Source organism: Listeria monocytogenes (assembly GCF_013282665.1).
In the GTDB taxonomy this organism is placed as follows: Bacteria; Bacillota; Bacilli; order Lactobacillales; family Listeriaceae; genus Listeria; species Listeria monocytogenes_C.
The window spans coordinates 1,679,301-1,691,408 of the sequence record NZ_CP054041.1 but is presented as its reverse complement, the minus strand read 5'-3'; the positions used below and the strand labels follow the sequence as shown (position 1 = coordinate 1,691,408).

The 12,108-nt window shown below is 37.2% G+C and carries 12 protein-coding genes and 1 CRISPR repeat array (1 of these 13 cut by a window edge); of the genes, 7 read left to right on the top strand and 5 right to left on the bottom strand.

Annotated features, from left to right (window positions below; all coding sequences use genetic code 11):
* Positions 1-218 precede the first annotated feature (218 nt).
* A complete protein-coding gene (locus HRK21_RS08505) occupies positions 219-1,223 on the bottom strand; it encodes an ROK family transcriptional regulator (protein WP_077952703.1) in 1,005 nt (334 codons plus the stop codon).
* Positions 1,224-1,354: 131 nt separating this feature from the next.
* Entirely contained in the window at positions 1,355-2,770 is a 1,416-nt protein-coding gene (locus tag HRK21_RS08500) for a DHA2 family efflux MFS transporter permease subunit (RefSeq protein ID WP_070005795.1), read from the bottom strand.
* A gap of 146 nt (positions 2,771-2,916) precedes the next feature.
* Between HRK21_RS08500 and HRK21_RS08495 the strand changes: the two genes are divergently transcribed.
* The 3 genes from HRK21_RS08495 to HRK21_RS08485 all read left to right on the top strand — a co-directional run bounded on the left by HRK21_RS08495 (position 2,917) and on the right by HRK21_RS08485 (position 5,933).
* Complete coding sequence (locus tag HRK21_RS08495; RefSeq protein WP_070005794.1) at positions 2,917-3,285, top strand: DUF1304 domain-containing protein; 369 nt, start codon at positions 2,917-2,919, stop codon at positions 3,283-3,285.
* A 281-nt stretch (positions 3,286-3,566) separates the two neighbouring features.
* Complete coding sequence (locus HRK21_RS08490; protein ID WP_003738203.1) at positions 3,567-4,382, top strand: histidine phosphatase family protein; 816 nt, start codon at positions 3,567-3,569, stop codon at positions 4,380-4,382.
* A gap of 120 nt (positions 4,383-4,502) precedes the next feature.
* Positions 4,503-5,933, top strand: coding sequence for a CapA family protein (locus HRK21_RS08485; protein ID WP_070005793.1), 1,431 nt, complete (start codon positions 4,503-4,505; stop codon positions 5,931-5,933).
* A 46-nt stretch (positions 5,934-5,979) separates the two neighbouring features.
* On the opposite strand, the gene HRK21_RS08480 is transcribed toward HRK21_RS08485, so the two are convergent.
* Complete coding sequence (locus tag HRK21_RS08480; RefSeq protein WP_003721301.1) at positions 5,980-6,411, bottom strand: universal stress protein; 432 nt, start codon at positions 6,409-6,411, stop codon at positions 5,980-5,982.
* 99 nt (positions 6,412-6,510) lie between these two features.
* The gene (locus HRK21_RS08475) at positions 6,511-8,316 is read right to left on the bottom strand and encodes a LapB repeat-containing protein (RefSeq protein WP_070005792.1); all 1,806 of its coding nucleotides are present in this window, start codon (positions 8,314-8,316) and stop codon (positions 6,511-6,513) included.
* Between the two features lie 381 nt (positions 8,317-8,697).
* Here HRK21_RS08475 and HRK21_RS08470 point away from each other — a divergent pair, with 381 nt between their 5' ends.
* Both HRK21_RS08470 and HRK21_RS08465 read left to right on the top strand, forming a co-directional pair.
* On the top strand, positions 8,698-9,156 hold the full coding sequence (locus HRK21_RS08470; RefSeq protein WP_003738199.1) for a MarR family transcriptional regulator: 459 nt from the start codon (positions 8,698-8,700) through the stop codon (positions 9,154-9,156).
* A gap of 6 nt (positions 9,157-9,162) precedes the next feature.
* The gene (locus HRK21_RS08465) at positions 9,163-9,522 is read left to right on the top strand and encodes a Lin0512 family protein (RefSeq protein WP_009919497.1); all 360 of its coding nucleotides are present in this window, start codon (positions 9,163-9,165) and stop codon (positions 9,520-9,522) included.
* Between the two features lie 24 nt (positions 9,523-9,546).
* Here HRK21_RS08465 and HRK21_RS08460 read toward each other — a convergent pair whose 3' ends face one another.
* Complete coding sequence (locus HRK21_RS08460; RefSeq protein WP_077952702.1) at positions 9,547-10,227, bottom strand: type 1 glutamine amidotransferase; 681 nt, start codon at positions 10,225-10,227, stop codon at positions 9,547-9,549.
* A 223-nt stretch (positions 10,228-10,450) separates the two neighbouring features.
* Here HRK21_RS08460 and HRK21_RS08455 point away from each other — a divergent pair, with 223 nt between their 5' ends.
* Both HRK21_RS08455 and HRK21_RS08450 read left to right on the top strand, forming a co-directional pair.
* Positions 10,451-10,987, top strand: coding sequence for a matrixin family metalloprotease (locus HRK21_RS08455; RefSeq protein ID WP_070005790.1), 537 nt, complete (start codon positions 10,451-10,453; stop codon positions 10,985-10,987).
* A gap of 10 nt (positions 10,988-10,997) precedes the next feature.
* Positions 10,998-11,639, top strand: coding sequence for a hypothetical protein (locus HRK21_RS08450; RefSeq protein ID WP_070005789.1), 642 nt, complete (start codon positions 10,998-11,000; stop codon positions 11,637-11,639).
* A gap of 68 nt (positions 11,640-11,707) precedes the next feature.
* A CRISPR array of direct repeats spans positions 11,708-12,108; the repeat unit is 29 nt; unit sequence ATTTACATTTCACAATAAGTAACTAAAAC; it runs 140 nt beyond the window's last position.

Genomic DNA, 12,108 nt, shown 5'->3' with positions numbered 1-12,108 from the left:
ACTTCATAGTTCCAATAAAAAATTTAGCTTATGCTGTTTTTCAGTGTAAGTATTGCATTTACACTTGTTATTATATCACGTATTAAAGTTATTGTTTAAAAATTATATCAATTCAGCTACTTAACTATATTTTATTACTCTTTTCTTCATAGACTTAAAATTTTTTGTTGAATAATAAAGAAAATGCTCTAAAAATCTAGAGCATTTTCTTTCCAAAGTTATATCCGCCAATCCGTCATATTATTCTCCAAATAATCAATCCCAAACGCCAAAAGCCCAATCCGATAATCCGTCGTAAACTTACGCGACAACACAATCTCCGGTAAAACCGCATATGGATAAACTTGCTTCAACTCTTCCGTCAATTCTTCCATAAAATCCTTCTGCCCAAAATAAAAATTCGTATAGAGCACAATCGTTTCCGGATCATAAAAACTCATCGTGAGCAACACCATTTTACGAATATGCGCCTTAATCTCATCGACCGAAAAATCAAAGTTATCCCAGTCCACTTGAAGCGGCATATGCTTAATCTCCCCAGCCAGTCCATTTTGCCCTTTCAAAATCTCTCCGTTCATCAAAAGCCCCGCACCAGGTGGAAAACGCTCCGGATAATAAAGCCCAACGATATTCTCCTCTTTCACCGGCCGATTTTTATACCCTAAAATCGCCGCATTCGTATCCGTCTCAACCAACACCGGCAAATTCACTTCCGCCTCCAAAGTCTCCCGCAATTGCACATTTAAAAGTAGCGGAAAATCCATCGCACGTAGCTTACCACCTATCTCAATTCCCGGTACCCCGATTACAACGCAAGAAATCTTCGGAAAAGCACAAACAAGATCTTTCGTATTCCGTTTCAGCGCAGTAATGTCCAAATCCTCTCCAGACATATCCTCCACAAACTCCGGCTCACCAAGCAAATTATAGACCGAAAAAGAATAAGTAATTTTCTTCCACTTTTCTTGCAAACTAATAACCAGCACCTGCTGAAAATTAGGATTAATTTCATACGAAACAGCTCTTCTTCCGCCAGTCGCAACCGAATTATCTTGTTCTAAAATCTCTTCATCTTCCACTAAATCACGAATCAACTTGTTCACTGTAACTACACTAAGCCCAGTCACTTCGGCGATTTCCGCTTTCGTCATCGCCCCTTGTTGCCGTAAAATCGACTTGATATTTTTCTTATTCAATTCTTTTAAATCACGAGGAATTGCCATCATCAACCGCTCCATTCGCAAAGTTATTAAATAAACTTTATAAACTATATTTAATATTAGTTTAACTACTCAGAACCCATTTGTCAAAACAAAAAAAGAACCTCTCATTAGGAGAAGTTCTCTTCGCTTTATTATTTAGCTTTACGAATAAATAGCGAACACAGCAGACCAAGACAAGCCATAATCAGTCCAAAGACAAAGGCATTTTGAATTCCCGCTGTCAGCGAAGCAATCATTTGCTCCGGTCCTACTCCTTGCGCCGTTTCCATATAAGCTTTTTGCCCAGCTGACATAATTGTAATCGCAACAGCCGTGCCAATCGCGCCGGAAACTTGTTGCAACGTGTTCATAATCGCCGTGCCATCAGGATATAATTTTGGCGGCAATTGGTTTAATCCGTTTGTTTGCGCTGGCATCATGACCATCGAAATCCCAATCATTAACACCGAATGAAGCACGATGATGGTTAATGCAGATGTTCCAACTTCTATTCTCGTTAAGAAAAATAGTGCCACAACTGCTACAATAAACCCTGGAATAACAAGTGCGCGTGGACCGTATGCATCGAACAAACGCCCAGTAAATGGTGACATTAAACCATTTAGCACCCCACCCGGAAGTAATACTAATCCCGCTGAAAATGCTGCGAGCGCTAAACTATTTTGTAAGTAGAGCGGTAGTAAAATCATTGTCGAAAGAATCATCATGAAGCTGATAAATACTAAAATAAGTCCTAATGTGAACATTGGGTATTTAAATACTTTCAAGTCCATCAAAGGTTTTTCCATTGTTAGTTGGCGCCAAACAAAGAGTCCAAGCGCAAGCCCACCAACGATAATTGAAACTAATACCGTTGCGCTTCCCCAACCATTTTCTCCCGCACTACTAAAGGCAAATACAACTCCACCAAAACCTAGCGTCGAAAGAATAATCGATAAAATATCAATTTTCGGCTTCGTAACAACCGAAACATTTTGCATAAATTTCATTCCGAATAATAACGCAATAATAAGGAATGGCAAGGAAATCCAGAAAATCCAGTTCCAAGTCAAGTTTTCTAAAATTAGTCCTGAAATCGTCGGACCAACTGCTGGAGCAAACATAATTACCAGCCCAATCATCCCCATTGCCGAGCCACGTTTATGCTCTGGAAAAATCAGTAAAATCGTGTTAAACATTAACGGTAGTAATAGCGCTGTACCTACTGCTTGCACTACACGCCCAATCATTAACATCGCAAACGTTGGCGAAAGCGCCGCAATGAGCGTACCAGCAATCGAAAAACTCACTGCTGTAAAAAATAATCCTCGTGTCGTAAACCATTGTAAAAGTAATCCCGAAATCGGTACTAATATTCCAAGCGTTAGCAAATAACCTGTCGTAAGCCACTGCACTGTCGCTGAACTAATATCAAACACCTGAATCAAATCACTAAGCGCCATGTTAAGCGCAGTTTCACTGAATAGCCCAATGAACCCCGCCATCAAAAATGAGGCAATAATCGGTATCGGCCGAATTTTCTGCCCACCTGTTGCTTCTTGTTGCATATAGTTTCCCCCTTTTCAGACTAAAAATTAAGTAGTCTACGTTTGATATTACGGAGATTTCGCCAATAAGTCAACGTTTCAAGCTCTATTTTTACGAAAAATTTACAAGCTATGCTATACTTCGAAGTAGAAAAGAGGGATTTTTTATGGCCATTTTAGCATTTATTTTAACCTTCATCGTAATGATCGAGCATATTTATATAATGATTTTAGAAATGTTTTTCGCCAATACCAAACTCGCAGCCAAGACGTTTGGCGTGGAGAAAGAACTCCTTGCGAATAAGAAAGTACAGACGCTATTTGCGAATCAAGGGCTTTATAATGGCTTTCTTGCGGCAGGGCTTGTGTGGGGATTGTTTTTCGCAGGAGCAGGATTTGCTGAAACTGTGCAGATTTTCTTTTTGAGCTGTGTGGTTGTGGCGGCGCTGTTTGGCGGAGCAACTTCTTCTAAAGGGATTTTGGTGAAGCAGGGCTTGCCGGCGATTTTGGCGTTGGTTGTGGTTTTGTTGGTTTAGGTGTTGTGGAAAAGGCTTGGATTAAATCCAAGCCTTTTTATAATGGAAATTTAAATTAACATTTCAAACAAATAATTTACTTATTTTTCCAATTTTTATCAAAATCAGACTTGTAAACGCTTCCTATCCATGCTAAAATCATCCTATAAACAAAATATCCTTATTCAGGAATGTTACCAACTTGGGCATAACCTAGATAAATGGAGAATTGGCTTTTTAGGCGAATTTTCGATTTATCTGGGTTTTTATTTTGCTAAAAACTAACAAAAAAGGAGAACAAGATGAAGAAAAATATTTTTAAATTGATGATGGCGTTATGCGCAGTTCTGCTAATTGCAGGTTGCGGTAACAGCACAGCTGCAGACAAAAAAGAGACAAAAGAAACTAAAGAAGATGGCACTGTGACATTTTATGTAGTACGTCATGGTAAAACAATGTTAAACACAACTGACCGCGTACAAGGTTGGTCTGATGCAGTTCTTACTCCAGCTGGTGAAAAAGTAGTTACAAGTGCTGGTAAAGGCTTAAAAGACGTTGATTTCTCCGCAGCTTATAGCAGTGACAGTGGTCGTGCTATCCAAACTGCAAACTTAATTTTGAAAGAAAGCGATAAATCCGCTGATAAAAAAGTCGAAACAGATGCACGCTTCCGTGAATTCAATTTTGGTTCTTATGAAGGCGATTTAAATGAAAATATGTGGACTGATATTGCGAAAAGCCAAGGAAAAACTTTAGAAGAATGGCAAAAAGCTGGTATTTCTCCAAAAGGCTTTGCTGATAGCGTAGCAGCTCTTGATAAAACTCGTGTGAAAGAAGGCGAAAACTGGCCTGCTGAAGACTATGCAACTATCCAAGCTCGTCTAAAAGAAGGTTTAACAGATGTTGCTAAAAAAGAAAGCAAAAATGGCGACAGTAACGTATTACTAGTTTCTCACGGACTAAGCATTGGCGCACTCCTTGATACTATCGAACCAGGATACAAACTTCCTGCAGCTGGTATCAAAAATGCAAGTGTAACAAAAATCACTTACAAAGATGGTAAATTTACTATCGGTGACGTAAATGACTTAAGCTATGTAGAAAAAGGTTCTAAATAAATAACCAGACTAGAAGCCCAAAATAATCTATTTTGGGCTTTTGTTTTACTAAATATAGACTTGTGTTTCTTCCTGACAATTACTATACTTAGAGAAAAAGGAAGCACGGAGGATATCTAGTTGAAGAAACTTACTTATATTATCATTACTGGCTTGGTGCTCGTTTTCATCGTTGGCGCTTTTTGGATTACTAATTCCACTAACAAAACAGAACAAAAAGCTACTCCAACCGAAACCCCTAAAAAAGCAAAGCCAGCTAATGTTAAAACCATTTCATCGCAAGCTAAGAAAACCTTGAATTCCCTAGCAAGCTCAGGAGCCGACAAAACTTCTATTTCCGATTTAAATCAATTAATTAAAGAACTAAAATCCTATCCAGTTGAAAAAAATGATTCTGGCGCCTATCTCCAAAATCTCACAGCTTGTTTAGAAGCTGTAAAATCATATACGACTGGCAAAGCAGATGTAAAAGCGCTTGGAAAAGTATATCCAGCCTTTCTCGCAAGCGAACAGAAATTATCCGCTATCGAAAAAACGTCTCAATATGATTGGTTTTATGCGGCTGCCGCAACCAACCAACAAGGATTAAAAGAAAAAGGTGTTGTCACTTTGACAATGGTTGGTGATAATTCATTCGGAACCTATCCAGAAACACCCGAACACCTCAAATTCGATAATGTATTCAAAAAAAATAACGGTAATAATACTTATGTTTTCAAAAATTGTCTTCCTTGGTTTAAATCTGATGACTATACTGTCATCAACGCCGAAAGTGCTTTTACCAATGCAACAAAAGCTGAAAATAAAATGTGGCGCATCAAAAGCGATCCTGCGCACGTGGCCTTTTTACCAGCAAGTGGTGTAGACGCAGCCAATTTAGCCAATAACCATACAATGGATTACTTCCAAGTTGGTTACGACGAGACATTGAAAGCATTTAAAGATAATAATATACCTGTCTTTAATACCGATGCTCCACTTGAAACAACGATTAAAGGTATGAAAACTGTTCTACTAGGCTACGATTGCCGCATGAGTCAGCAATCCCCTGCTTATCTTGAAAGAATTGTAAAAGACGTGAAGAAATACAAAAAAGAAGATACTCTCCTTATCGTTAATATGCACTGGGGCGTCGAATATCGCGAGACACCAACGGATTATCAAACCCAATTTGGTCATGCGATTTTAGATGCTGGTGCTGATATAATTATGGGCTCTCACCCTCATCGCCTAGAAAGCGTTGAAAAATATAAAGATAAATACATCGTTTATAGCATGGGCGACTTTGCTTTTGGAGCGGATCCTACGCTACTTTCCCGTATGACGTCGATGTTCCAACTTCGCTTTACGAAAGAAGATAATAAAATCGTTCTAAAAGATATTTCTATCGTTCCAACTTATGAAAATTCAGATGGTAGTACGACAGAAAACAATTATCAACCACTCCCTGTGTTTGGTGATGATGCTAAAAAAATTGTCGATGAACTTAACCGTATTAGTAAACCTATCGAAGGCGGCGTAACAGAATACACTTACTTCGATCCATTTTGATCATAAAAAGCGTAGATATCTTTTAACAAAGATATCTACGCTTTTTTTATCTAGCTATTAAAGTGTCGCATATTGCATGAGCCATAATATAAGAAGAAACACTACCAAGAACTAGCTTTTCTACTCGGTTCATCCCCGTCGCTCCACAAATAATTAAATCTGCCTGGAACTCTGCTGGAATGTCTGTAGAAAGTAAGATTTTCGGATTACCTTTAGCAACAAAAGTTTCTACTTGTTTTACTCCTGCCGTTCTAGCTTTTTCTGCGTATTCATTCACGCTCGTTTTTAATTCTAGTTCGGCTTTTTCTTCCAAGCTGCCATCATAAGAAACATTTGGGGAAAAGGCACGCAAATCGACAATACTTGCAATTCCAAGCACGCCGTCCAGTTTGAGTGCCAATTCAAGTCCTTTTTCAAAGGCTAATTTTGCTGGTTCAGAACCATCCACTGCTACAAGAATGCGATGATATTTTTCCATCATATAAAACCTCCTACAACTTTTCTTATAGTATTCCATACCCTATAAAAATGATTTTAGGCCTGTTATTCATCCTTTTGCTAATGAATTCACAATAATTTAAAATTTACTTTTTCTGACAAGTAGTAGTGCCGCTAAACTCAGCATTACTCCTGCGATTGGTAATGCGTTCTTAGTAGTATCACCAGTTTGTGGTAATGCTTTTGTTTTCGGTTGATTTGTTTTTTCGACTTTGTTCTCTTTCGTTGTTAAAGAAGTTTTTTCTTCTGTTTTTGCATGATTTTCTTTCACTGGGTCTTCTGAATTTTCGCCTTGGGATTCTGGGATGTTTGTTTTGCCGGTTTTTTCTGGAGGTGTGGGTTTTCCTTCTGGTGTTGGTGGGATTGGATTAACATATCCGCCGTCGCTAGTAGTCACTGTTACAATTACGGTTACAGGATCTGCTTGCTGTCCGCGGTTATTTATCGCATGTAAAGTTACGGTGTATTCGCCTGGGGTGTTTAAATCTACTACTTTATCAAAATCACTGGTTAAAACGGCATTTCCAGTTACCGAACTATGAATTTCTTGCAAAAATTCGTCAACTGATTTAGTTGTTTCCTTTTTATAAGAAATTTGGGAATCGGCTGTAATAACTGGTTTTTCATGAACGGTTACTTTAACTGTTACGGGAGTCGCTTTGAGCCCTGCAGCATTTTCCGCATTTAATGTTACGGTATATTCGCCTGGTACATCAAGCTTAACTACTTGATCAAAATCGCTTTGTACAGCTGTTCCGTCATCCGTTTCAGCATGGATATCTTTTAAAAATTGTTCTTCTGAAGTTGCATCGTATTGATTATAGTCAAAACTTTCATCAGCTGTTAAATCTAACGTGTGGCTGATATCAAAATATTGATCGTATGTCCCGCTGGAGATTGTATAAGAATTCATGCTTGGTGGTGTCGGGTAGCTGCCAGTTGGGAAGTCATAGCGTGCATTATATTCAATTTCGTCAAGGTTATCGAATTCTTCTTTTGTTACACCACTTACAGTAATACCATCATCGGTAATGGAAAGACGCGAGCTCGGAAGCGCCACATCGTTAAAGCCTAAATAAGTGTTACTTGCGGAAGTAGATTTCGAAAAAGGAGCAACTGTACCATCAAAACTCGTTAAAGGCTTCGGCATCATAGAAAATGGTAAATATAACGTTTGATTTGCTTCATTATAATCTAACTTACCAGATTTAAGTGTAATTCTTGGATTTGTGCGTCCTGTATTTTGTCCGAAAGCTGCGAGAGCTTTCAAGTTACCATTTTTAAAACTTTCAAAATCATTTAACGGTCTAAAATCATCAATACCATCAAATTGTACGAAAAGTGTTGTTAAAGCTGGTAAGGAAGCGAGTGCGGAAATATCTGTAATTTTCATAGAGTTTTGCGCGTAAAGATAGGTTAAATTTGGTAACTTATTGAACATCTTAAAGACATTATGAGTTACTTCGCTTCCGCTAATACTAAGACTTTGTAAATTAACAAGTCCATTTAAGTCTACGAAAAGGCTATCTTTTACATTGTCTCCGCTAACCGTTATGTAGGTCAAAGATGTTTGGTTTTTAATCGGTTCAAGCGTTTGAATGTTTGTATTGTTAAGGGATAGCGTTACCAGATTATCCGCTTCCTCTAAACCTGTTAGACTTGTATAACTAGTTCCTGAAAGAGTTACATTCTTAATAGTAGCTAATTGTTTTTTTGTAATCGGGGCTATACCTGATTGTTTGAGTTGACCATTTAGATATGCTTTTAAGTTATCATCAGGAATATTAACTACATCGGAGGTTTCTTCCGCGTGAGCTGCCGTAGAGGGATATATCATTATGAACATGCAAATAGTTACAAGAAATATTTTTAATACTTTTTTCATTTACATTCTCCTTAGTGGTTGATTTCTTCCCAAAGTATAACGCCATAAAATCCAACTCTCAATACGTTTTTGTAATATTTTTCACGTTTGATTTGCGTTAAAATTCATATTATTCAGTTTATTTTTGATGAAAATCGCATAAAAACAACAAAGAAAGCGCTTTAATAAAGAAAAATAAAAAGATTGAAAATTACATTAACGTAACATTTTGTACACAAATAAAGCTTTCGAAATACTAATATTACACTTCGCTCTATTGTTTTATTTAAAAATTTATCATTTTTCGTTTAAAATCTTAGCAAAAATAACGGTACGCTAACCGCTATTCCTCTCCCCTTTTTATGCTATACTGTTGATATTGACAGAAAAAGGGGTATATTTATGAACAATGAGCAAAACATGAATCAACAAATCGCTTTATTTTACTTCGGCTATAAAGCATTTACAGAGACCGCTGATTTAATTATTGCCAAACATTCACTCAAAAGATTGCATCATCGCATTTTGTTTTTCACAGCGCGGATGCCTGGACTTACAATTAATGAACTTTTAACTTTTTTAGAAATATCAAAACAAGCCCTACACCAACCACTCGCTGAACTGAAAGAGCGCGAACTCCTCACGATCGAGCAAGGTAGACGCGACAAACGCCAACGCTGCATATTCCTAACTACAGCTGGCAAAGAACTAGAAAATGAACTCGGTGCCGCACAACGTAAGCAAATGGCAGAAATATTCGCCGATTCTTCTGATACTGCTGGACTACATTTCACCGAAGTTATGGAAGGGTATGCGAAGAATCGACCGGGCGCCGCTTTAATAAAAGATTTTAAGGAGTGATTTATGATGGAACAAATTCTATTTATCCAAACTGGCTTTGGCGTTGATGTTCACGGCCAAAACATCACAAAAGCAGCCGAACGCGCTGTAAGAAATGCTATTTTCACTAACTCTATGCCCGGTATTCAAGGGCTTCTGCCAGACGGCGACTTACAAAATATGGTTGTTAATATCAAATTGGCGATACCGTGTGACGAGGACAAACTTGACGAAGATACCATTCGCGCGATTATCCCTTATGGCACTGTAACTATTGAAAAAATGGCTGGCGGAATGATGACAACAAGCGGCATTTTCTTGGAAGACAAAGAGGACAAGAACGATTTAATGTATATCGTCAACGCTTCTGTTGAAACTGGATACTAAAGCAAAAACCATCTGACTTTCTCGTCAGATGGTTTTTGGATTTATTAAATAATCTAAAATGGCCTCAAGCATTAGTTTATTATCTTCTGGAACATCCTTTTCTCGCATCACTTCCACGCTTTGAACATATTTTCCAGGTGTGATAAACGCCTCATCAATTCGCAAAATCGTCTCAATCCCCGCTTTTTCCATTTCAAAATGAAACTGTAAACCGATAATATTTTCGCCGTACAAAAAGGCTTGGTTCAAACAACCCTCACTAGCAAATAAACGTGTAGCGCCAGCTGGTAATGAAAACGTATCTTGATGCCAGTGAAACACATTTAATGATTCTCGGAAAAATGATAATTTGTCGGAAGTTCTTTTGACGGGAAACCAGCCTACTTCTTTTTCTTTATTTACAGTGATTTCGCTTCCGAATGTTGCTGCGATTTGTTGCGCTCCGAGACAGACACCAAAAACAGGTTTGTGCTGTTCACTTAATCGCTTTATTAGCTTACGTTCGTCTTTTAACCACGGAAATTCAGCTGTATCATTTATTCCCATGGGTCCTCCAAGTACAATTAAAAAATCCGAGTCATTTGGAACATGAGTGTTTTCTTCAAATAGAGAATGTATATTTAACTGATGTTGGTTTTCTCTCGCCCAATTCGCTATAAGTCCAGGTCCTTCGTGCGGCACATGCTGCAATACATCAATAATCAATTTATCAGCTCCTGTCATTTTTTTCTATTATGACGGAATTCTAATGTTTACGCAACTGCAAAATTGGTTAGATAAAATGTGTTTTTACATAGCTTAGCAATAAAAATATCATCCTCGCATCTTCCTTTTTTTACTGATATAATCTATTTAAAGCAACACAAAATGAGTTTTATTTGAAAGTAAAACTCGAATTGAAACAAAAAGAAAAAGAGGAGGCAACAAGATGAAACAAAGCAAAAAAAGTTGGAAAGTAATGGCGGCAATAGTTATTATTTTGAGCATCACCTTTACAACTACATTAACTTCTAATGCTGCTGATTTAAGAAACGGGTCTGCTTTTAGTTTTAAATTAAGTGATCCAAAAGGAAAATTCAACAACGGGGCTACGATTAGCGCCCACAAAAAAGCATTTGATACTGCGTTCGCTAAAATCAACGCAGCATCGTCTAGAATCAAACTTGTACGTAGTGGCAACGGTCCAATGATTCGAACTCGTTCCACTAGTACACGAGATGAGTGGTACGGGCAAATGTCGGGTAATTCAAAAGCAAGTACGCTTACTATTAATAACTACACCACAACTCGAGATAAATTTAATCAAGCAAATTATAATAAAACAGCGCTACATGAGATGGGTCATGCCTTTGGAATGAAACATCAGTCCAGTAGCAGCATTACAGTCATGAAACAAGGAAAATATGCCTATAATGATTACACCACATTAGATAAAAATAATATAAAATATAAATATGGAAAGTGAGGCTACCCAGATGAAAAAATTTGTCACAGCGATGTTTTTTCTAACATTTTTACTACTAGCAGGTTGTTCCGCACAAAATGAAAAAGCAGCATCCCCCTCTGAAAAAGAAGTGAAGGTGACCAAAGAAACAAAAATCTCCAAAAAGGGTTCGATTGATGCAGATTACAATATTCCGGAAGATTCCAAGGAACTGGAAAATAAAAGCGAAGATATCGTGAAAGTAAAACTAGTGAAAAACAAGAAAATTGGCGATTACGATAAAGAAAAAATGGAATATAGCAGTACTATAAGTGAAGTCGAAGTTTTAGAAACTTACAAAGGCACTTTCAAAAAAGGCGACAAAATTGACGTTTCAGAACCTTGGTATTTAAATGAAGGCGCATATGAATCCATTGAAAACTATATCGCGCTTGAGCAAGAACAAGAATATACATTATTTTTACGCGGCGGACATGACAGCGAAAAACTAAGTTCAATCATCAGCATGGGCTACGGCAAATTTAATGAAAACTTGAAAGAAACAGAAGCTACTCTTACCGATTTCGAGAATTTGGGAGAAGTGGAAGCATATAATTTCATTTCCGAGGAGCAAGAGGAAGTAACCAATTATACTGAAATTAAAGCGGATGTTTTGAAAGAGTTTAATAATTGAGAAAAAGCGTGACTGCGAGTTTGGCAGTCACGCTTTTTTTGGTTTTGATGGATGGTGTATATGAAGGGATTTATATTTTATGATAAGTAATTAAAACTATAGTGAAATACTTTGAACAAGTTGATGACTACAATTTACATTTCACAATAAGTAACTAAAACTGTTTCTACAAGCACTTCAATTGATAATACATTGTCATTTACATTTCACAATAAGTAACTAAAACCTAAACAGTGAGATAGCTTTAGATATTTCAAAATAATTTACATTTCACAATAAATAACTAAAACATAATGTCTGAACCGAAACCGGTCGCTGTTCCTCCATTTACATTTCACAATAAGTAACTAAAACATCCAATCAGCAATAAATTGCGGTACTTTTAAAACATTTACATTTCACAATAAGTAACTAAAACAATCAATACGTTATTATGAACGACAAAGAAATCATGATTTACATTTCACAA